This is a genomic window from Salipiger marinus (genome assembly GCF_035481585.1).
Classification (GTDB): Bacteria; Pseudomonadota; Alphaproteobacteria; order Rhodobacterales; family Rhodobacteraceae; genus Salipiger; species Salipiger marinus.
Window position 1 is genome coordinate 473,806 of record NZ_JAYKSL010000001.1, and the last position, 20,639, is coordinate 494,444.

Sequence of the window (20,639 nt, forward strand, 5' to 3'; positions counted from 1 at the left end):
CGGGCGGCATGTCGCGAATTTGATCCGCCTCCCGCCCAGTTCCCTGTGGCCCCGGCGCGGGGCTCTGCGTATCATGGTCCAACCCTGCACTCCCTCCAGCCAGAGGATCCGTCGCTCCGATGACCACTCTCCGCCGCCGCCGCCTGCTGCAATCCGCGCTCGCCGCTGCGGTGCTGGGCGCGTCGGGGCTGGCCAGCCGCCCCGCCCGCGCGGGCGGCGTGCTGCAGGCCGCCCTGTCCGGCGGCAGCACCGCCGACAGCTGGGATCCGCGCAGGCCGCGCGGGGTGTTCATGGTCGCGGCCTCGCAGGGGGCGGTGTTCGACACGCTGACCGAGGTGGCCGCCGACGGCACGCTCAAAGGCGAGCTTGCCACTGGCTGGGAGGCCTCGTCCGATGCGCGCCGCTGGACCGTCACGCTGCGCGACGGCGTCAGCTTCCATAACGGGCGCCGTCTGACGGCAGAGGATGTGCTGGCCTCGCTGGCGCTGCACCGCGATCCGGCCTCGCCCGCCCATGCGCTGGTCTCCGGGATCGAGGAGATGCGGGCCATCTCGCCGCGCGACCTGCGCTTCACCCTGCGCAGCGGCAATGCCGATTTCCCCTATCTTCTGGCCGATCCGCATCTGGTGATCCTGCCCGCCGATGACATGGCCGAGGCGATGGCGCGCGGCATCGGCACCGGCCTTTACCGGGTGGAACGGTTCGATCCGGGCCGCCGCTTCATCGGCACGCGGGTCACAGAACACTGGAAGGATGGCAGCGCAGGCTGGTTCGACCGGGTGGATTTCCTCGCCCTCGCCGATCCCGAGGCGCGGCTGCGCGCGCTGGCCGAAGGCCGGGTGGATGCGGCGGATGCGCTGCCCGCCGCCGCTCTTGCCACGCTCGACAGCGACCCGCGGCTGCGGCTGATCCGCCAGACCGGCAATCTGCAGTATGGCTTTGCCGCCGATCCCGGGCTCGACAGCGCGGATCTGCGGCTGGCGCTGAAACATGCGATGGACCGGCCCCGTCTGGTGGCAGAGGTGCTGGGGGGCTACGGCCAGCCCGGCTGCGATACGCCCATCGGCCCGGCGAACCCGTATTTTTCCGGCGCCACGCCCCCGGCCCATGATCCGGACCGCGCCCGGTTTCACCTGCGCCGCGCTGGGCTGGAGGGGATCCCGCTGCCGGTCAGCGCCTCCGAAGCCGCGTTTCCCGGCGCCGCGCAGGCGGCGGACCTGCTCGGTGAAACTCTGCCCCTGCGCCCCGCCAGCCCCGGCGATCCGGCCCTGCGCGCCCTGATCTCGCCCGGCCGCGCGACCGAAGACTGGAGCCTCAGCATGGCGCCCGCCGCCTGCGCGCCCTGCGATGCCAGCCGCGCCCGCTTCGACACGCTGCTGCAGACCGCACGCGCCGAATTCGACAGCGCCCGCCGCGCCGAGCTTTATGCCGAGCTGCAGATGATGGGTGCCAGCAGCGGCGGCCTGATCCTGCCGATGGCCGCCGACCACCTGCAGGGTCTCAGCCGCAGGCTGGCCACCCCCGCCACGCAGGGTGCGCTCTGGCAGATGGACGATGCGCGCATGGCCGAACGCTGGTGGATCGCCTGACCAAAACTGCCGGGCCGGCCCAAGCACAAGGGCCGGATCTCTTGCAGACCCGGCCCTCTTCTTCTTGGCGGAAATATCCCGGGGGGTCCGGGGGGCTGGCCCCCCGGCCTTGGCTTACAGCACGTAGCGGCTGAGATCGGTGGAGCGTGTCAGCTCGCCCAGATGCGTCTCGACAAAGCCCGCATCCACGGTCACCGCATCACCGGCGCGGTCGGGCGCGGTGAAGGACAGCTCCTCGAACACCCGCTCCATCACCGTATAAAGACGGCGCGCGCCGATATTCTCGATCGACTCGTTGACCTCGGCGGCGATGCGCGCCAGCGCGTGGATGCCATCCTCGGTGAAGGTCACCGTCACCTCTTCGGTGGCCATCAGCGCGGTATACTGCCGGGTCAGCGCATTGTCGGTTTCGGTCAGGATGCGCACGAAATCATCCTCGGTCAGCGCCCGCAGGTTGACCCGGATCGGCAGACGTCCCTGCAGTTCCGGCAGCAGATCCGACGGTTTGGCGATGTGGAACGCGCCGCTGGCGATGAACAGGATATGGTCGGTCTTCACCGGCCCGTGCTTGGTGGACACGGTCGTGCCTTCGATCAGCGGCAGCAGGTCGCGCTGCACGCCTTCGCGGCTGACATCGCCGCCGCGGGTTTCCTGCCGTGCCGCCACCTTGTCGATCTCGTCCAGAAACACGATGCCGTTCTGCTCCACCGCCTCGATGGCGGCGGCCTTCACCTGCTCGTCATCCAGAAGCTTGTCGGCCTCTTCGGAGATGAGAAGCTCGTAGCTTTCCGCCACGGTCAGCCGCTTGCGCGTGGTGCGCTGGCCAAAGGCCTTGCCGAAGATCTCGCCCAGATTCATCATGCCCATCTGGCCGGGCTGGCCGGGGATTTCCATCATCGGAAAGGGCGAGGCGCTGTCGGCCAGATCAAGCTCGATCACCGTGTCGTCCAGCTCGCCCGCCTTCAGTTTGCGGCGGAACATCTCGCGGGTGCCCTCCCGCGCGTCCTGACCGGCGATGGCGGCCACCACGCGGTCCTCGGCGGCCTTGTGGGCGGCGGCCTTCACATCCTCGCGCATCCAGTCGCGGGTCTGCGCGATGGAGGCATCCAAGAGGTCGCGGATGATCTGTTCCACGTCGCGGCCCACATAGCCGACTTCGGTGAACTTCGTCGCCTCGACCTTGATGAAGGGCGCGCGCGCCAGCTTGGCCAGACGGCGGCTGATTTCGGTCTTGCCGACGCCGGTGGGGCCGATCATCAGGATGTTCTTGGGATAGACCTCGTCGCGCAGGTCGGCATCCAGCTGCTTGCGCCGCCAGCGGTTGCGCAGGGCCACGGCCACGGCGCGTTTCGCCTCCTGCTGGCCAATGATGAAACGGTCCAGTTCGGACACGATCTCGCGGGGGGTCAGGTCGGTCATGCGGGTCTCCCCTGTCCGGTCGCGATGGTTTCGACCGTCAGGTTGCCATTGGTGTAAACACAGATGTCGGCGGCGATGGCCATGGCGCGGCGGGCGATCTCTTCGGCGGACAGGTCGCTGTCCATCAGCGCGCGCGCGGCGGCGAGAGCAAAATTGCCGCCCGACCCGATGGCGGTCACGTCATGCTCCGGCTCCAGCACGTCGCCCGCGCCGGTGATCACATACAGATCCCGCCCGTCGGTCACGATCAGCATCGCCTCCAGCTTCTGCAGATATTTGTCGGTGCGCCAGTCCTTGGCCAGATCGACGCAGGCGCGCTGCAGCTGACCGGGGGATTTTTCCAGCTTGGTTTCCAGCCGTTCCAGCAGGGCAAAGGCATCGGCGGTGGATCCGGCAAAGCCGCAGACCACCTCATGTCCACCGGGCGCGAGCCTGCGCACCTTGCGGGCGGTGCCCTTGATCACGGTCTGTCCAAGGCTCACCTGCCCGTCCCCGGCGATCACCACCTCGCCATTTTTTCGGACGCCGATGATCGTCGTTCCATGCCATCCGGGAAAGTCCTGATCGGACATTGGGTCTCCTTTCGTCGCTTGTCGCCATATGGGGGCTGGACATTGGCGGCACAAGGCAGTGCCTTGGGGGAGGGGTTACTGCAGGTGTGTTGAAATGGAAATGCGAACGGATGCGCTGTTGGACGCAGCGCTGGAACAATGGCCGGGATTTGCCGCTGACCTTGGGCTTTCGACAAATGGCTGGGAGGTGGAGCCGCTGGCGCGGCGTGACGACCCGCATCACGCGGTGGTTCTGGTCAAGATGACCGGACCCGAAGGGCAGGCGCTGGTGCTGAAACATGTGGCGGTGCCTTCGGATCTGGAAACCTATGCCCGCGCGATGTCGGCCCATCAGGGCGCGCAGAAGCGTTATCCCGAAGGTGTGCCCGCGCTGCTGAGGTTTGATCTGTCCACCCAGACCTGCGTGATGGATTATGCGGAGGGCAGGATGCTGTCGCTGTGTCTGGCCGAGGCCGGACCCGCGCAGCGTCTTGATCTGCTGCGCCGCGCAGGCGCGTGGCTGGACGGTCTGCATCGTGCCGGGCTGGGGGATCCGCGCCAGTTCCAGCCGAAATTCACTCTGCGCTATCTGCGCCAGATCCGCGAGGATGTGCTGGCCGGGCGGATGCCGGTGGCGGAGCCGGGCCGCTTCTGCGCCGCCGCCGAAACGCTGCTGGCGCGCGAAGCGGAATTTTCCGGGCAGCAGACTCAGGCGGCGCCCACCCATGGCGATCTGCATCTGCGCAATCTGCTGGTGGGGGAGACGCGGATCTGGGGCATCGATTTCGCAGGCGGGCGCATGGTGCCGGTGGGCCATGACATCGCGCGGCTGCTGGTGGATGCAGCCGTGCTTTACGCGGATGCGGACGAGGTGCCCGTGGGCGAGGTGATCCCGGCAGACTGGAGTGCCGCGTTTTTCGAAGGCTACAGGCTGGTGGGGCCGGAGGATCCCTCGGTTCGGCTGCTGCTGCGCCACCGGATGCTGGCGGAATGGTGGGGTCTGCCCGCCTTTGACGAGGATCGCGGGCCCGCGCAGGCGCAGCGGCTGCGCAACCTGCTGGCGCTTGCGCCGCGGATCTTTGGCTAGACCTGCGGGGCGGCCATAAAAAACTGCGCCGCACGGGGGTGCGGCGCAGTTTTGTCCGGACTGGATCCGGTGCTTAGATCGAGCTGTCGATCCAGCTTTGCAGCGAGGCCTTGGGGGCCGCGCCTGCGCGGTTGGACACGACCTGACCGTCCTTGAAGATGAACAGGGCGGGGATGCCGCGCACGCCCATGGCGGCGGCGGTGTTGGGATTCTGGTCCACATCCACCTTGGCAATCTTGATCTTGCCTTCATATTCCTTCGACAGCTCTTCCAGAGCCGGGCCGATCTGCTTGCAGGGGCCGCACCATTCGGCCCAGAAATCGACCACGACGGGAATGTCGGAGTTTTTGACTTCTGCGTCGAAGGTCGCGTCGGTGACGGGAACGGTGGCCATGGGGCTTCTCCTTGCGGGGTTGGCAGCAGCACTATCGAGCCGGAAACGTAAGGAGCGGGCTGCGGATCGTCAAGTTGCGCTGGTGCGGGCCAATGCTGCGGACACAAGATCGTGTGGCAGCATCATGATTTCCTGCGTAGCGGTCCAGACAAGCCCGGTTTCGATGCAGCGTCCGGGCCAGATCTGCGCCAGCGCCGCCGCATAGGCGCCCATCTGCCGCAGCAGGCCTTCGGGCACCTCGGCGGGGCTGGCGGGCACGGTGCGGTTGGATTTGAAATCCACCGCCACCACCCGGTCGGGCGCCACCAGCAGCCGGTCGATGATGCCGTGGATCCGGCCCAAGGGCGCGACCTCGGCGGTCACCGCCACCTCGGCCAGCGTGTCTGTGGCAAAGAACCCCTCCAGCGCGGGGGCGGACAGCACCGCCAGCGCCTCGGCCACCACGCTGTCGGTTTCCAGCGGCGGATCCTCGGCCAGCGCCAGCACATGGCCTGCGGTGGCGGCGCGGATCTCGGGCGGCAGGGCGGCCAGATGTTCCAGCAGCAGATGCAGCAGCGAGCCCCGGCGCTTCGCCTCGTCCTCGTCAAAACCGTCGATCCCGGCCAGCGCCTTGGCCCCGCCCAGATCGGAGGGCGCCAGCACGCGCGGCGCGGACAGGGGCGGCGGCGCGGGGCGCAGCAGCGTCTCGGGCAGATCGGGGATGTCGGCGGTGTCGGGTGCGGGCAGATCCAGCGGCAGATGCGACCAGTCGGCGCTGCCCAGATGCAGCCCCTCGCCGCCGCCCCACTCGCCGAAAGCATAGGTCATGGGCACGGCCCCGGCCCGGGTCATGCCCGCGCGCACCTGATCGAACCACGCGGATCCGTCCTTGCCCAGATTGCCCGCAGCGGCGACCACCAGCCATTTTTCGGCGCGGGTCAGCGCCACATACAGCAGCCGGTCCCGTTCGCGTTCGGCGGCGGCTTTCGCCGTCTCCAGCGCTTCGGCCTGCACCTGCGGCTGGTGGTCGGCGCCGGATTTCCAGACGGTGCCGGTGTCGGTCTTCAGCAGGCTGTCCTTGATGTCCTTTCGCGGCTGGGCGCAGTCGGGCAGGATGACGATGGGCGCCTCCAGCCCCTTGGAGCCGTGCACGGTCATCACCCGCACCCGGCCCCCCGCGCCATCGGGGGCGCGCTTGATTTCCAGATCGTCGGTCTGCACCCATTCCAGAAATCCGGTCAGCGAGGGCACGGCGGTCTGTTCATAGGCCAGCGCCTGCTGCAGCAGCGCGTTGATGCCATCCTCGGCCTCTTCGCCCAGACGGCCCAGCAGCTTCTGCCGCCCGCGATGCCGGGTCAGGATCCGTTCGATCAGATCATAGGGGCGCAGGAAATCGGTCTGTCCGCGCAGATCGTCCAGCAGCGCCAGAACCTGCGGAAACTCGTCCCGCCTGCGGCGCAGTTCGGCCCAAAGATAGCTGCCCATGCGGCGCGGATGTGCCAGACCAAAAAGCGCGCGTTCCGACAGCCCCACCAGCGGCGACCGCAGGGCCGTGGCCAGCGACAGGTCATCTTCGGGCGTGGCAAGAAAGGCCAGCAGCGCCACGATGTCCTTGACCGCAAGTTCCGACATGACCTTCAGCCGGTCGGCCCCCGCGATGGGCAGGCCACGCGCCTTGATCGCGCGGATGATTTCGGAAAACAGCGTGCCGCGCCGCCGTACGAGGATCAGGAAATCCCCGGCATGGATCGGACGGCTGCGATAGGTGCCGGAAAACCCCACTTCCTCGGGCAGGGGCTGGCCGATGGTGCGGGCGATGAACTCGGCGATGCGGTTGGCAAGGATCACGGTGTGATGGCGCTGGCCCACGCGGTCCACCGGTTCGAACCATTCAACTTCCTCGGCGCTGTCGGGCTCCGGCTCCAGATGCGGCCACAGATCGACCCGGCCCGGCATCGCCTCCTTGAAGGCGCGGTGGCGCTGGTCGGGGGCAAAGCCCGACTCCTCGCGCCCCTCGAAGGTGGCATCGACCAGCTGCAGCACCGGCGCGGCGGAGCGGAAGCTGTATTCCAGCATCATCCGCGCCAGCGGCGTTTCGGTGGTCTGCAGCCGGTCGGCGAAATCGTCGCACATGCGGTCGAATTCGCGCGGATCGGCGCCCTGAAAGGAATAGATCGACTGCTTCTTGTCGCCGACCACAAAGATGGTGCGCCGCACCTCGGCCCGCGCCCCTTCGCCTGCGGTGAATTCCCGCGCCAGCCGTTCGATCACCTGCCATTGCAGCGGGCTGGTGTCCTGCGCCTCGTCCACAAGGATATGGTCGATGCCGCCATCCAGCCGGAACAGCACCCAGTCCGCCACCCGGTCATCTGCCAGCAGATCGCGGGCACGCAGCACCAGATCGTCAAAATCCAGCCAGCCGCGCCGCATCTTTTCCGTCTCATAGGCGGGCAGGAAGGCGGCGGCGAAGGCATGCAGCGCCGCCTCGCGCGACAGCGCCGCCAGCGCCAGACGCGGCTCGCGCGCGGCTTCCACCCGCAGCATCAGCGCGTCCAGCGCGCCGATATGATCGGCGAGCGCGCCATTGCGCAGCCCCTTGGTGGGAAAGCTGCCGATCTTGGCGGTGAAGGGCACCTTGGCGCCCTTGCCGGTCAGCAGCACCTGTTCCAGCACCTCCAGCGCGTCCAGCGTGGGGGCGGCGATGGCGGCAAGCTGTCCGCCCGCCTCGCTGTCATTGGCGCCCGAGCCTTTGAGCACCGGCACGATGGCCTGCAGCAGGTCCATCTCTCCGCCCAGAAACACCTCTGCCAGCAGCGTCTCTTCGTCCAGATCGGCGGGCAGGCCGTAAAGCGCGCGCAGATCCGCAGGCCCGCGCGGCGGCAGGAAGGCATCGCGCCGCCCGCAGATTTCACGCAGCAGCGACTCAGGCTCTTCGGACAGCCACGGCGCCAGCCCCGCCACCAGCGGCGCCTGCGGCCCTTCGGCCATATGCTCCAGCACCTCGGCGCGCAGCAGTTCGGCGGCGCGGTCCTCCATCTCGCGGAACTGCGGCGACACGCCCGCTTCCAGCGGAAAGCGCCGCAGCAGGCTGGCGCAGAAGGAGTGGATGGTCTGGATTCGCAGCCCGCCCGGCGTTTCGATGGCGCGGGCAAAGAGCGTGCGCGCCTGCCGCAGCGGGGGCAGATCCCCCTCCAGCCCCAGCTGCCGCAGCTCCGCCGTCAGCGCGTCATCCTCCAGCATGGCCCAGGCCCCAAGGCGCTTGAACAGCCGGTTCTGCATCTCGGTCGCGGCGGCCTTGGTGTAGGTCAGGCACAGGATGTGTTCGGGCAGCACCCCGTCCAGCAGCAGCCGCGCCACGCGGTCGGTCAGCACGCGGGTCTTGCCCGATCCGGCATTGGCGGCCAGCCATGTGGAGCGGTCGGGCCGCGCCGCCTGCACCTGCCGTTCGCTGGCGTCGTTGCGGCTCATGTCAGCGGCTCCTTCACGGCGGCGTCGATCACATCCCATTCGCCAAAGCGCGACAGGTGGTCATAAGGCGCGATGTCGGCCTCTGACACCAGTGCCGCGCGGGCGGTATAGCCGCGATCCGGCTCGAACCAGCGGGTCATCAGCTGTTCGAATTCGGCCCAGACCTGCGCGGGTGGCAGGTCGTCCAGCGGCGCCTCCACCTCGGACGGGGTTGCCGAGACCGACACGAAGACGGCGCGCACCGCATGACGCGGGCTGAGGTTTTCGAACCCGCCGCGTTCGACCATCGCCGCCTCCAGCAGAAGCTGCTTGTCAAAGGTCTTCTGCTGCTTGGCGGTGGGGGCGGCGCCGGTCTTGTAATCGTAAAGATGAGCGTTGCCATCGGCATCCAGATCGATGCGGTCGGCGGTGCCGGTCAGCACGAAGCCAAGCGGCGCGATCTCGGTCTTGCCGCGCGCCTCGTAATGGCGCGGCGTGGCGATGGCCTGACGCGCGGCTTCGGTGGCGGCGAACCAGTCCGCCATGCGCGCCACGCGCGCCTGCCACAGATGCCGCGTCACCGGAAAGGGCAGCGTGTCGGGGTCGCCGATCACCTGCGCCGCCACCGCCCGCAATCCCTGCGCGCTCAGCTGCGCGGGATCGGCCTGCGTTTCCTTGACGAAGCGTTCCAGCACCTCATGGATCAGGATGCCGCGCAGCAGCGCATCGGGCGCGCGCTGCAGCGGGTTGAGCGGGGTCAGCCGCAGCACCCGCTTGGCATAGATCGCGTAAGGATCGCGGATCAGCGTCTTGATCTCTGTCACCGACAGGCGGCGCGGGCGCGCCTCCACCGGCGGCACCGGCGAGGGGCGGGGCGCGGGCGCGCTGGGCACCGGGCGTTCCACCTGCCGCGCCAGCGCCAGCCAGTGCCGTCCGCGCGCCTGCATCTGCCGCAGCGCGTCCGGCCCCTGCCGCGCGGGCAGGCCGTTCATCAGGTTCATCAGCCGGTTCAGCCAGCGCGCGGGCACGGTTTCGGCATCGTCGGATTTCAGCGCGCGCGTCATCCAGACCTGCGGCGCGGCCACCGCCTGCTGGAAATCATGCGCGGCAAGCCCGATGCGGCGTTCGGGCAGCAGCAGCCCCGCCTTGTGCCGCATCCGCCGGTTCAGCCACGGATCGGCGCCGGGCAGTTCCGGCCAGCTGCCTTCGTTCAGCCCGCCAAGGATCAGCAGGTCGGCGCCCATCACCCGCGCCTCCAGCGTGCCCCAGATCAGCAGATGCGGATGCGGCGCGTCGCGGTCGCGCACTTCGTGCTTGGCAAGGATCGCGCCGAACAGGTCGCCGTAATCGCGCGCGTCCAGATCGGTGCCATGCGCCGCCTCGCTTTCCAGCGCGGCGATGGCGGCACGGGCCTTGCGCCCGGCGGCCTTTTTCCACAGCTCCGACGTGTCGGCCCCGGGCCCGGCGGCGATACGTTCCGCCCGGTCCAGATGGCGCGACAGCCACAGCGCCAGCGGCTGCGTGCCGCGCAGCGGCGGCTGGCAGAAACACTCGGCCACCCACTCCGCCCAAGGGCCAAATTCGTTCGCCGCGCCCCAGGCGCGGATCTGGTCCGGCTGCGGAAAGGGCCATGATTTGGCGCGGATATGCAGCTCCAGCTCGCGGGTGGCGCGCAGATGGATGCCCCGGTCGCCGCCGCTATGGGCCAGCGGATGCTTGAGCAGCGCCAGAAGCTGTTCCGCCGTCAGCCCCTGCTGATAGAGCGCCGCCACCTGCCGCAGGAAGCGCCCCGGCGCAGTCAGCTGCAGCGGGATGCCCGCGCTGTCATCGGGCAGGATGCCCCAGCGGTCCAGCGCGGCGGTGACCTGCCGGGTCAGCATCCGGTCGGGGGTGATGAGGGCGGCGGTCACGCCGTCCTCTGCCGCCTGCCGCAGGCGCAGCGCGATGGCCAGCGCCTCCTCGCGCTTGCTGGCAGCTTCCAGCAGGGTCAGATCCGCCGTGGCTTCGGTCAGGTCGGGCAGATGCGCGCCCTCGCTGCGCCACTGGTCGGTGACGGGGGCGGGGCGCAGCGCCAGCGACACCAGCCGGTTGCGCGTGGCACTGGGCGGGGGTGTGCCGGTCCAAGCGGGCAGGGTGGTGGGGTCGATCCCCAGTTCCCCCAGCAGGCGCGAGAACCGGAACTGCGGGTGATCCTCGGCGGCCAGCGCATCGTCCAGCCCCTCCCAGACCGGGCCGGGCATGTCGAAATCGAAGCCGGGCAGCACCAGCGCCCCCTGCGGCAGTTTTGACACCGCGCACATCAGCCGGTGCGTGCTGCCGCGCGACCCGGTGGAGCCGGCAAGGATCACCGGATGGTCGGGCGGCTTTGCCTCCCACGCGGCCAGCCGCTGTTCCAGCGCCAGACGGCGCAGGGCGATGGGGTCGGGCGCCTCTTCCCCGGTGCCGAAATAGCGCTGCACGATCTTCAGGAATTCCAGCGTGCGCAGCCAGTGGCCGGATTCGTCGCTGACATCCAGCGCGGCCAGCGTTTCGGGCGGCACGCCTTCGTCCTGCATCTCGTCCATCAGCGTGGCAAGGCTGTCGGCCAGATCGAACAGGGCGGCGCGCGGTGCAAGATCCGGCTGCGCGTCCAGCAGTTTCGACACCAGCCCGGTCAGTTCCAGCCGCCGCCGCAGCGGCGAAACCGGCGCGGGCAATTGCGCCAGCGCCACCGGATCGGCAAGCGAGGTCAGCAGCCGGATGCGCGGCAGCACGCAGGCGGGCCCGGTGTCAAAGATGCCCCGGATCCGCCGCGCCATGCGGGTGGTGTTCACGATCAGCTCGACCCGCGCCATGGCCTCGGGCGGCTCGCCCGCCATGCGCGCGCGCAGCCCGTCCACCAGCGCGGCGGGAAAGTCGACGCCGGGGGCTAGGCCAAAGACGCGGGGGGACTCCTGCGGATCAAACATGGCGGGCCAGCATCGCCTCGGCCTCGGCGATGCCCTGCGGGTGGCCGACATCGGCCCAGTGCCCGGGATAGGGCAGGCCGAACAGCCGCCCCTCCGCCGCCATCGCGGTCCAGATCACGTTGAGCGAAAACACCGCCTCGGGCACGTCCTGCAGCCGGTCGGTGGCAAGGATCTGCGCGCCGGTATAGACCATGTCGCCGCCCCGGATCAGCCGCCCCTGCGGATCAAAGGTGAAATCGCCGCCGCCCTTGCGCCCGGTGGCACGCTCCAGCGGCACGCAGAGCAGCAGCGCGTCCATCCGCGCCGGATCCCATGCCGCGGCCAGCAGATCCAGCGGGTTGGGCCCGGACCAGACGGCATCGGTGTTGAGCGTGAACACCGGATCCGGGCCCAGATGCGGCAGGGCGGCGCGCAGCCCGCCCCCGGTGTCGAGGATCTGCGGCTCTTCTACCATCACCGTCACGTCGCGCCCGGCCAGATGCTCGGCGATGCGCGGGGCAAGGTAATGCGCGTTGACCACGCGGCGCGGAACGCCTTGGGTCAGATCCAGCGCGTGATCCAGCAGCGGGCGGCCCGCCACCGGGATCAGCGGTTTCGGGCAACGGGCGGTCAGCGCGCCCATCCGGGTGCCGAACCCGGCGGCAAACAGCATCACGGCATCGGGCATGGGGATTTCAGCCTTTGCAGGGTCTCGGGCGTGGGGGCGGGCAGGGCGCCCTGCAGCGCCTCGGCCACGGCGGCCAGCGCGGGATGGCGCAGATCCGCCTGCAGATGGCCCCAGACCCGGGGGATCAGGTCGATATAGCCGGGCTTGCCCCGGCTGGCGGCAAGCCGGGCGAAGACGCCCAGAATGCGCAGGTTGCGCTGCGCGCCCAGCACGGCCAGCGCGGCGCGGAACGGCGCCTCGGGCAGGCCGGTCCGGGACAGGTAATGCGTGATGCAGGCCTCCGCCACGGCGGGGGCCACGTCGCGCCGCGCATCCTCGATCAGCGAGACCAGATCATAGGCGCGGTGCCCGGCCAGCGCGTCCTGAAAATCCAGCAGGCCCGCGCGGGCGGGGCCGCTGCGACAGGGCAGCCACAGGATGTTTTCGGCGTGATAATCGCGCAGGATCATCACATCGGTGTCGGGGGCGTGGTGGTCCAGCGCCTGATGCAGCGCGGCTGTGGCCGCGTCGCGCCGGGCCGGATCGGGGGCGCCCATGGCGTAGTGGTCAAAGGCCAGATCGGTCATCCGCGCCAGAAGATCCGGCGTGGCGGCGGTCAGTCCGGGGGGCGGCGCGTGGCGGTGCAGCACCACCAGCGCGTCGGTGGCGCAGAGGTAAAGCTCGGTTTCCCGGGCGGGATCCCCGGCAAGCCGGGCGATCAGCCCGTCGCCCAGATCCTCCAGCAGCAGCTGCCCCGGTGCTTCGGCCAGAATGTCTGGCGCGCTGAGCCCCAGCGCCCGCAGATGCCGCGCCAGCCGGGCAAACAGCGCCACGTCGCCGTCGGGATCGTCCATCAGGATGGCGCTTTCGCCGGTCCGCCACAGCCGGGTGTAGCGCCGGGAGGAGGCATCGCCCGCCAGCGGTTCGGCCCGGGCGCCGCCCCAGCCCGCGCGGTCCAGAATGGCGGTCATGCCAGCCCCTCCAGCAGCTGCGGGCCGCGCGGGCCATAGCCGCGCAGGGTCAGGGTGCGGCTGTCATCGCCGGTCACGGAAAATTCGAGATGCAGCGCGCCGGGGGGCACCAGATCCGCCAGCCGGTCCGGCCATTCGATCAGGCAGATCGCCGTTTCGAACGCGTCGAGCAGGCCCAGTTCCACGCATTGATCGGGATCGGACAGGCGATAGAGATCGGCATGCCAGACCTCGCCCGCGGGCGTGTCATAGACCTGCACCAGCGTGAAGGTGGGCGAGGGCACATCCTCTGGCACCTCCTGCAACGTCTGGATCAGGCAGCGGGCGAAATGGGTTTTGCCCGCGCCGATGCCGCCCTGCAGCAGCAGCACGTCGCCGGGCCGCAGACGGGGCGCCAGCGCTGCGGCCAGCGCGCAGGTGGCATCGGGCGAAGGAAGCGTTACGGTGCGCGAGAACATGGCCGGAACTTACCCGGCCCTGCGTCAGGTGCAAGACGCATCGCGGCAAAATCAGGCGTCGTGCAGCGATGGTTCGGGATGTGGCACCACCGCGCCGATGCGGGAAAAGCGGACCAGCGTGGCGCCGCCTGCCACCGGTTCCACCCGGCAGATCAGGCGCTGCCCGCAGAGCAGATCCAGTTCCGCATCCCAGATGGCGCGGTCGGTGAGGTTCAGCACAAAATCGCGCAGATCGCCCCAGACCGGGGTGGGACGGCACTGCGCCTGCCAGAGCCGGGTGGCATCGGTCACGCCGGTTTCGGTCAGCGTGATGTCGGGGTCGGAATTCCACAGGTCGCGATAGGCTTCGTTGCAGAAGCTCAGCACGCCCATCTGCGAAAACACCGCGATGGCATCATCCAGACAGTCCAGCACCGCGTGCGAGGTCTCGATCTCCTGCCGGAAGCGGCGGGTCAGCGACACTTCGGCGCTGATATCCTCGAACAGGAAGGCGATGCCGCCATCGGGATGGGGCCGTCCGGTGATCTTGTAGGTCAGCCCCGAAGGCAGGTTCCATGTCTCGATATAAAGATCGCTGGAGGCGGCGGCGATCAGGTCGCCGAGCTTGTCGCGCCAGTTCTGGTAGTTCTTCGGCTCCGGCATCATGCGCTTGTCGCGCAGCATGTCGAAAAAGCTCAGCAGGTTGGGCCGCACGCTCAGGAAATCGGCGGGCAGGGCGGTCAGGTCGATGAGGGCCGGGTTGAACAGCACCAGCCGCCGTTCCTTGTCGAAGACCGCAAGCCCGATGGGCAGATGCGCGAAGATCCGGGTCAGCGTCTGCAGGAAATTGCGCTGCGACATTTCCGAAGTGATGATCGCGTCGATGCTGAGCGCGACATGCAGCCAGCCTTCGGGCACGCGATGGGACTGCACCTCGAACCAGAGGGTGCCGCCGGTCTGCAGGTCGGGGGCAGAGACGCGGGTGACCTGCGTATCCTCGTCCTCTGCGGGCAGCAGGTCGAACGGGCAGGGCCCGTCGGCGGCACAGCCCATCTGGGCGCAGATGTCCTCAAAAGCGGCGTTGTGCCAAAGGGTCTGGCCGCTGTCGCTGCTTTGCCAGATCGGGCAGGGCACAAGCGCCATGGTGCGGCGCAGCCGATCCAGATCGGCGCGGTCCGCCTGCAGCCGCAGCTGTGCGCCCAGCCCCAGCGGCGGGCCGCTGACCGTCAGCCGCAGATCCGGCCCTTGGGGAGAGATTACCAGCCGCAGGTCGGGATTCCCCTCCGAGGTCAGGATGGTTTCTTCCTGCGGCGGCTGGTCGGGCAACGGGCCGAACAGCGGGGTCAGCGCGCAGACCAGATCGGTCCAGTCCAGCGGTTCGGCCACGGCGCAGTCGACCATCTGCCGGGCGGACGCCGTCATGTCGATCACGCGGGGGCCGGTGAGCAGGATTTCGGTGCGTTCCGGAACCGGGGCCAGCGCCGCCGCCACCTCCGGCACGTAATGCCGCGACGGCCGCAGCAGCAGCGCGCCAAAAAAGGCCGCCGCCCCGGCGCCAAGCCCGATCGCAATGGCCGCGAAGACGTCAATCAAGATCTGCCTCCCCCAGATGACCCGGCTTCCTCGCTAGGCAAGCAGGGTTAATAACCGGTTAACACAAACGCGCGGGCAAGGCGCGGGCCGAGATATTCAGGCATCAAACGGGCGGTTCTGGCCAAGTGCGGCGCCCCGGGGCGGGTTCGGGGGCACGATCGCCTCGCGCGGCCAGACCACCTCGACGACGGCGCCGCGCCGCGCGCCGCTGTCCTGCGGCTCCGTCACCTCGGCGCCATTGGCAAAGCTCAGTTCGGCCCCGGTGCGTTCCAGCAGGGTCTTGGCGATGAACAGCCCCAGCCCCATGCCTTCGTATTCGGGGCGGGCGCGGCGGTCGGCCTCGCTGCGGCGGCGGCGCATGAACGGATCGCCGATGCGCCCGAGCAGATGCGGGGGAAAGCCCTCTCCGTCGTCGAGAATGCGCAGGGTTATATGGCTGCGCGACCATTCCGCCTCGATCCAGACCTGCGTGCGGGCAAAATCCACCGCGTTCTGGATCAGGTTGCGCAGCCCGTGGATGATTTCGGGGCGGCGCAGGATTTCCGGCTGCGGCAGGTCGCCGATGGCGGTTTCGCGCAGCGTGATGGTCTTGCCGCGGGTTTCGTGCGGTTCCGCCGCCTCGCGCAGCACGGCGGTCAGCGGCGCCTTGCGCAGATGCAGGTCATCCTTGCCCGCCCGTCCCATCGACCGCAGGATGTCGCGGCAGCGGTCGGCCTGTTCGCGGATCAGCCTTGCATCGTCCTGCAGGTCGGGCCGGTCGTCCAGTTCCTCCATCAGTTCCGAAGAGGTGAGCTTGATCGTGGCCAGCGGCGTGCCCAGTTCATGCGCCGCCGCCGCCACCACCCCGCCCAGATCGTTGAGCTTCTGCGCGCGGGCCAGCGCCATCTGCGTGGCGGCCAGCGCATCGGACATCGCGTTCATCTCGCGCGTGATGCGGCGGGAATAGACCGACAGGAACAGCAGCGCGATGGTGATCGCCGCCCACTGGCCGAAGATGAACAGATCGGGGATGCGCAGCGTCACGCCATCGCCGGTGCGCAGCGGCAGATGCGCAAAGACCATGGCCGAGATCAGCCCGAAGGCGGCGGCGTTCAGGATCACGGTTGAACGCAGCGACAGCATCACCGCCGACACGGTGACCGGCCCCAGCACCAGCACCGAAAACGGGTTGTTGAGCCCGCCGGTCAGGAACAGCAGGAAACACAGCTGCAGCAGGTCGAAGAGGACCATCAGGAAGTTTTCGGTTTCCGACAGCCGCTTGTTTTCCGGGAAGATGAACATGGCGACCAGATTCCCGATCACCGCCACGCCCACGGCCAGATAGCACAGGCCAAGTTCCAGCTGCAGGTCGTAGAGCCGCTGCGCCACCACCAGTGCGACGATCTGTCCGGTGATGGCCACCCAGCGCAAAAGGATCATGGTGCGCAGGCGAATGAAGTTGCTGCGCTCGTAATCTCCGAGCAGTCCTAGTTCGCTCTGGCTCATTCCGGTGCTTTCGTGACTTGATCCCCAAGGGGTAATTGTTAGGTCTGGACCGCATGGTCCGCAATGCGTCCGCGAAGGAGTCCTGTCCATGAAGATCGCAACACTGGTCGCGCTGGTCGCCTCGGGCGGGCTGCTGGCGCTGATGGGGGGGATCTGGGTCTCGACCCAGATGACCGGGCCCGGGGACGAATTCGCCGAATGCCGCATGGGCACCGTGGCGGGCGGGGCCGAGACCATCGGCGGGCCGTTCACGCTGGTGAATGCCGCGGGCGAGACGGTGACCGATGCCGAGGTCATCACCGAACCGGCGCTGGTCTATTTCGGCTATACCTTCTGCCCGGATGTCTGCCCGCTGGACACGGTGCGCAACGCCGAAGCCACGGATATTCTGGAAGAGCAGGGCCATTCGGTGACGCCGGTGATGATCTCCATCGATCCCGCCCGCGACACGCCCGAGGTGATGGGCGAGTATTCCGAGGCGATCCATCCGCGCATGGTCGGGCTGACCGGCAGCGAGGAGCAGGTGCAGGCCGCCACGCAGGCCTATCGCGCCTATTCCAAGAAGAATGACAGCGGCGATGACTACTATCTCGTCGACCATTCCACCTTCACCTATCTGGTGCTGCCGGAGCAGGGGTTTGTGGAATTTTTCCGCCGCGAACTGACGGCGGATGAGGTGGCGGAGCGCAGCGCCTGCTTCCTTGACAAGCTTTGAGACCGGGACAGTTTGACCGACCGGGATCCGCAGTCTAAGACTGAGGTCCGAACTTTTACAGAACGGGGGCTGGGGTGGCGGAACGCACACAAGACGATCTGGGCGACGACCGTTCGCTGCTGCTGGTCGATGATGACGAGCCCTTCCTGAAACGGCTCGCCAAGGCCATGGAAAAGCGCGGGTTCGAGGTCGAGACCGCCGAGACGGTCGCCGCCGGTACCGCCATCGCCACCGCCCGTCCCCCCGCCTATGCCGTGGTGGATCTGCGGCTGGAGGATGGCAACGGGCTTGACGTGGTGGAGGTGCTGCGCGAACGCCGCCCCGACTGCCGCGTGGTGGTGCTGACCGGCTACGGCGCGATTGCCACCGCCGTGGCGGCGGTGAAGATCGGCGCCACGGATTACCTGTCCAAGCCCGCCGATGCCACCGACATCACCAATGCGCTGCTGCAGCGCGGCGACGAGCTGCCGCCGCCTCCGGAAAACCCGATGAGCGCGGACCGGGTGCGCTGGGAGCATATCCAGCGGGTCTACGAGCTGTGCGACCGCAACGTGTCGGAAACCGCGCGGCGGCTGAACATGCATCGCCGCACCCTGCAGCGCATTCTGGCCAAACGCTCTCCCAAGTAGGGCTGCCGGATCCAGCGGGCGCGGCCTTGCGGCCGCGGCAGGTCATGTCGCCCGTGGCCGGGCTCCGGGCCGCCTCCGGCGGGAGTTTTCGGGCAAGATGAAGGGCGGCTACAGGTCGTAGCGTTTGAGCACCTTGTCGACCAGCTGCCCGGTGGCAAGGCGGTAGTTTTCGAGGCGTCCCCAGTCCTCGAAGCCGCGGCTCTGGTAATAGATCAGCCCGCCGCTGTTGTCGGCGCGGATTTCGGCATTGATCCAGACATAGCCTTCGGCGCGGCAGGCGGGTTTGGTCGCCTCGAACAGGGCCGATCCGATGCCGAGCCCGGTGCGTCCGGGCCGGGCAAAGCTGGAGATCTGCGCCACTTCGGCGCCCAGCGTCGGGTGCGGGTCGACCCATTGAAAGCCCAGCACCTCCCCCTGCGGATCCTCGGCCAGATGCCAGATGGCGCGGGGACGGGCCATCCAGCCGCGCAGGGTGTCGGCGCTGGCGGGGCTGGTCATGGCGGTAGTGCCGCCAAGGGCGATCACCGCATTCAGCAGCTCTGCCATGGGGCGGGCATCAAGGGGGCCGGCGCGGCGGACGGAAAGCGGGGTCATGGGCAGAGCCTCAGCAGGTCGGCATGGCGGGTGGTGTAGGCGGCGCGCACCTCCACCGGGGGGCGCAGGTGGATGTCGAGCCCCGCCATCAGGTCGGGGGCGGGGCGGCCGAAGAAGCGGCTGGCCTCGGCTTCGGAAAAGCCCGCGATCTGCGTCGCCTCCATCCATGCCGACACGGTGTCGGCCTTCTTGATCTGGCGCTTGAGCTTGGCGGGGGTGACGGCGGGCAGGCCGAAGCGGATGTGGATGGCGGCGGCAAGGCGTTTGTCCAGCTCGCCATAATCCGGACCGATGGCAGCCTTGACCGGCGAGATCATGTCGCCGATCACATATTCCGGCGCGTCATGCAGCAGGGCGGTCAGCCGGTCGGCGGGGCTGGCCTGCGGGCAGAGCCGGGCAAAGATCACCTCCACCAGCAGCGAATGCTCGGCCACGGAATAGGGGTGGTCGCCGCGGGTCTGGCCGTTCCAGCGCGCGACAAAGGCAAGCCCGTGGGCGATATCCTCGATTTCCACATCCACCGGGGTGGGGTCGAGCAGGTCGAGCCTGCGGCCCGACAGCATCCGCTGCCAGGCGCGGGGAGGGCGGGCCATGGCGTCAGGCCCCGTCGGGGGGTGAAAGCTGCATCGGGTGCCTCTGGATTATCCCTCTGTTTGCCTCAGTTTCTGATCCACGTTGCGGGGCAAATCAAGGGATGCTACCCCGCGCGGCAACATCGCGGACAGGAATTGGAGCGCCGGACATGGCTGCAGACTACATCGTCAAGGACATCGCGCTGGCCGGATATGGCCGCAAGGAACTGGACATCGCCGAGACCGAGATGCCGGGGCTGATGGCCTGCCGGGCGGAATTCGGCGAAAGCCAGCCGCTGAAAGGCGCGCGGATCGTGGGCTCGCTGCACATGACGATCCAGACCGCCGTGCTGATCGAGACGCTGACCGCGCTGGGCGCGGATGTGCGCTGGGCCTCGTGCAACATCTTTTCGACGCAGGATCATGCGGCGGCGGCGATTGCCGCGGGCGGCACGCCGGTCTTTGCGGTGAAGGGCCAGACGCTGGAGGAGCACTGGGATTACCTTGACCGCTCCTTCCAGTTCCCCGAAGGCGCGAACATGATCCTCGACGATGGCGGCGATGCCACGCTTTATGTCCTGCTGGGCGCGCGGGCCGAAGCGGGCGAGGACATCATCCCCGTCCCCACCTCTGAAGAGGAAGAGGTAATCAAGGCGCAGATCGCCAAGCGCATGGCGCAGTCGCCGGGCTGGTTCACCCGCACCCGCGACGCGATCAAGGGCGTGTCCGAGGAAACCACCACCGGGGTGCACCGCCTCTATGATCTGCAGAAGAAGGGCCTGCTGCCCTTCCCGGCGATCAACGTGAACGACAGCGTCACCAAGTCGAAATTCGACAACAAATATGGCTGCAAGGAATCGCTGGTGGACGGCATCCGCCGCGCCACCGACACGATGATGGCGGGGAAGGTTGCCGTGGTCTGCGGCTATGGCGATGTGGGCAAGGGCTCTGCCGCCAGCCTCAGCGGGGCAGGCGCGCGCGTCAAGGTGACCGAGGCCGACCCGATCTGCGCGCTGCAGGCGGCCATGGACGGCTATGAGGTGGTGCTGCTGGAGGATGTGGTGTCCAGCGCCGACATCTTCATCACCACCACCGGCAACAAGGACGTGATCCGCATCGAGCATCTGCGCGAGATGAAGAACATGGCCATCGTCGGCAATATCGGCCATTTCGACAATGAAATTCAGGTGGCCGCGCTGAAGAACCACAAATGGACCAACATCAAGGAACAGGTGGACATGATCGAGATGCCTTCGGGCAACCGGATCATCCTGCTGTCCGAAGGCCGCCTGCTGAACCTTGGCAATGCCACCGGCCATCCGTCCTTTGTGATGTCGGCGTCTTTCACCAATCAGGTGCTGGCGCAGATCGAGCTGTGGAAGAATGGCGGGCAGTATGAAAACAAGGTCTATATCCTGCCCAAGCATCTGGATGAAAAGGTCGCGCGCCTGCATCTGGACCGCATCGGCGTGAAGCTGACCCAGCTGTCGGCGGAACAGGCCGCCTATATCGGCGTGACGCCGGAAGGCCCGTTCAAGCCGGAACATTACCGCTACTGATCCCATCGCGTAACGCCCTGTCCG

The 20,639-nt window shown here is 68.2% G+C and carries 17 protein-coding genes; 5 read left to right on the top strand and 12 right to left on the bottom strand.

What is annotated here, in order from left to right; genetic code table 11:
• The first annotated feature begins 119 nt into the window (after positions 1–119).
• Positions 120–1,589: an ABC transporter substrate-binding protein gene (locus tag VK682_RS02410; RefSeq protein WP_324781369.1), complete on the top strand. Its 1,470-nt coding sequence runs from the start codon at positions 120–122 to the stop codon at positions 1,587–1,589.
• Between the two features lie 114 nt (positions 1,590–1,703).
• On the opposite strand, the gene hslU is transcribed toward VK682_RS02410, so the two are convergent.
• The gene (gene hslU / locus VK682_RS02415; protein WP_089847572.1) at positions 1,704–3,008 is read right to left on the bottom strand and encodes an ATP-dependent protease ATPase subunit HslU; all 1,305 of its coding nucleotides are present in this window, start codon (positions 3,006–3,008) and stop codon (positions 1,704–1,706) included.
• The gene (gene hslV, locus VK682_RS02420; RefSeq protein ID WP_089847574.1) at positions 3,005–3,580 is read right to left on the bottom strand and encodes an ATP-dependent protease subunit HslV; all 576 of its coding nucleotides are present in this window, start codon (positions 3,578–3,580) and stop codon (positions 3,005–3,007) included. Before hslV ends, hslU begins: the two co-directional genes overlap by 4 nt.
• A gap of 94 nt (positions 3,581–3,674) precedes the next feature.
• Between hslV and VK682_RS02425 the strand changes: the two genes are divergently transcribed.
• Complete coding sequence (locus VK682_RS02425) at positions 3,675–4,646, top strand: phosphotransferase (protein ID WP_230794945.1); 972 nt, start codon at positions 3,675–3,677, stop codon at positions 4,644–4,646.
• A 73-nt stretch (positions 4,647–4,719) separates the two neighbouring features.
• On the opposite strand, the gene trxA is transcribed toward VK682_RS02425, so the two are convergent.
• From trxA to regB, 8 genes are all read right to left on the bottom strand, one after another.
• Positions 4,720–5,040: a thioredoxin gene (gene trxA, locus VK682_RS02430; protein ID WP_089847577.1), complete on the bottom strand. Its 321-nt coding sequence runs from the start codon at positions 5,038–5,040 to the stop codon at positions 4,720–4,722.
• 69 nt (positions 5,041–5,109) lie between these two features.
• Complete coding sequence (addA, locus tag VK682_RS02435; RefSeq protein ID WP_324781370.1) at positions 5,110–8,487, bottom strand: double-strand break repair helicase AddA; 3,378 nt, start codon at positions 8,485–8,487, stop codon at positions 5,110–5,112.
• On the bottom strand, positions 8,484–11,414 hold the full coding sequence (gene addB / locus VK682_RS02440) for a double-strand break repair protein AddB (protein ID WP_324781371.1): 2,931 nt from the start codon (positions 11,412–11,414) through the stop codon (positions 8,484–8,486). The genes addA and addB overlap by 4 nt, the downstream gene beginning before the upstream one ends.
• Positions 11,407–12,081: a nucleotidyltransferase family protein gene (locus VK682_RS02445; RefSeq protein ID WP_230794957.1), complete on the bottom strand. Its 675-nt coding sequence runs from the start codon at positions 12,079–12,081 to the stop codon at positions 11,407–11,409. Before VK682_RS02445 ends, addB begins: the two co-directional genes overlap by 8 nt.
• Positions 12,066–13,031: an aminoglycoside phosphotransferase family protein gene (locus tag VK682_RS02450; RefSeq protein WP_230794959.1), complete on the bottom strand. Its 966-nt coding sequence runs from the start codon at positions 13,029–13,031 to the stop codon at positions 12,066–12,068. Before VK682_RS02450 ends, VK682_RS02445 begins: the two co-directional genes overlap by 16 nt.
• Positions 13,028–13,489: a tRNA (adenosine(37)-N6)-threonylcarbamoyltransferase complex ATPase subunit type 1 TsaE gene (tsaE, locus tag VK682_RS02455; protein WP_230794966.1), complete on the bottom strand. Its 462-nt coding sequence runs from the start codon at positions 13,487–13,489 to the stop codon at positions 13,028–13,030. The genes VK682_RS02450 and tsaE overlap by 4 nt, the downstream gene beginning before the upstream one ends.
• Positions 13,490–13,540: 51 nt before the next feature.
• Positions 13,541–15,061 (bottom strand): PAS-domain containing protein, encoded by a 1,521-nt coding sequence (locus VK682_RS02460; RefSeq protein ID WP_324781372.1) that lies wholly within the window; start codon positions 15,059–15,061, stop codon positions 13,541–13,543.
• A gap of 96 nt (positions 15,062–15,157) precedes the next feature.
• Positions 15,158–16,546, bottom strand: a complete 1,389-nt coding sequence (gene regB / locus VK682_RS02465; protein WP_089847589.1) for a sensor histidine kinase RegB — start codon at positions 16,544–16,546, stop codon at positions 15,158–15,160.
• 94 nt (positions 16,547–16,640) lie between these two features.
• Here regB and VK682_RS02470 point away from each other — a divergent pair, with 94 nt between their 5' ends.
• Both VK682_RS02470 and VK682_RS02475 read left to right on the top strand, forming a co-directional pair.
• A complete protein-coding gene (locus VK682_RS02470; RefSeq protein WP_230795125.1) occupies positions 16,641–17,261 on the top strand; it encodes an SCO family protein in 621 nt (206 codons plus the stop codon).
• A gap of 74 nt (positions 17,262–17,335) precedes the next feature.
• Positions 17,336–17,890: an ActR/PrrA/RegA family redox response regulator transcription factor gene (locus VK682_RS02475; protein ID WP_089847593.1), complete on the top strand. Its 555-nt coding sequence runs from the start codon at positions 17,336–17,338 to the stop codon at positions 17,888–17,890.
• Positions 17,891–17,998: 108 nt separating this feature from the next.
• Here the strand turns inward: VK682_RS02475 and VK682_RS02480 are convergent, their stop codons facing one another.
• Positions 17,999–18,484, bottom strand: a complete 486-nt coding sequence (locus VK682_RS02480; protein WP_230794974.1) for a GNAT family N-acetyltransferase — start codon at positions 18,482–18,484, stop codon at positions 17,999–18,001.
• The gene (locus VK682_RS02485) at positions 18,481–19,077 is read right to left on the bottom strand and encodes an HD domain-containing protein (RefSeq protein ID WP_324781373.1); all 597 of its coding nucleotides are present in this window, start codon (positions 19,075–19,077) and stop codon (positions 18,481–18,483) included. The genes VK682_RS02480 and VK682_RS02485 overlap by 4 nt, the downstream gene beginning before the upstream one ends.
• 149 nt (positions 19,078–19,226) lie before the next feature.
• Here VK682_RS02485 and ahcY point away from each other — a divergent pair, with 149 nt between their 5' ends.
• Positions 19,227–20,615, top strand: a complete 1,389-nt coding sequence (gene ahcY / locus VK682_RS02490; RefSeq protein ID WP_089847599.1) for an adenosylhomocysteinase — start codon at positions 19,227–19,229, stop codon at positions 20,613–20,615.
• The last annotated feature ends 24 nt before the right edge of the window (positions 20,616–20,639 follow it).

Bases quoted from the DNA above. Each gene is read 5' to 3' on its own strand.
- VK682_RS02480 (WP_230794974.1), bottom strand. From the start codon at position 18,484: ATGACCCCGCTTTCCGTCCGCCGCGCCGGCCCCCTTGATGCCCGCCCC.
- VK682_RS02410 (WP_324781369.1), top strand. From the start codon at position 120: ATGACCACTCTCCGCCGCCGCCGCCTGCTGCAATCCGCGCTCGCCGCT.
- VK682_RS02425 (WP_230794945.1), top strand. From the start codon at position 3,675: ATGGAAATGCGAACGGATGCGCTGTTGGACGCAGCGCTGGAACAATGG.
- VK682_RS02450 (WP_230794959.1), bottom strand. From the start codon at position 13,031: ATGACCGCCATTCTGGACCGCGCGGGCTGGGGCGGCGCCCGGGCCGAA.
- trxA (WP_089847577.1), bottom strand. From the start codon at position 5,040: ATGGCCACCGTTCCCGTCACCGACGCGACCTTCGACGCAGAAGTCAAA.
- tsaE (WP_230794966.1), bottom strand. From the start codon at position 13,489: ATGTTCTCGCGCACCGTAACGCTTCCTTCGCCCGATGCCACCTGCGCG.
- VK682_RS02445 (WP_230794957.1), bottom strand. From the start codon at position 12,081: ATGCCCGATGCCGTGATGCTGTTTGCCGCCGGGTTCGGCACCCGGATG.
- regB (WP_089847589.1), bottom strand. From the start codon at position 16,546: ATGAGCCAGAGCGAACTAGGACTGCTCGGAGATTACGAGCGCAGCAAC.
- hslV (WP_089847574.1), bottom strand. From the start codon at position 3,580: ATGTCCGATCAGGACTTTCCCGGATGGCATGGAACGACGATCATCGGC.
- addA (WP_324781370.1), bottom strand. From the start codon at position 8,487: ATGAGCCGCAACGACGCCAGCGAACGGCAGGTGCAGGCGGCGCGGCCC.
- hslU (WP_089847572.1), bottom strand. From the start codon at position 3,008: ATGACCGACCTGACCCCCCGCGAGATCGTGTCCGAACTGGACCGTTTC.
- ahcY (WP_089847599.1), top strand. From the start codon at position 19,227: ATGGCTGCAGACTACATCGTCAAGGACATCGCGCTGGCCGGATATGGC.
- VK682_RS02485 (WP_324781373.1), bottom strand. From the start codon at position 19,077: ATGGCCCGCCCTCCCCGCGCCTGGCAGCGGATGCTGTCGGGCCGCAGG.
- addB (WP_324781371.1), bottom strand. From the start codon at position 11,414: ATGTTTGATCCGCAGGAGTCCCCCCGCGTCTTTGGCCTAGCCCCCGGC.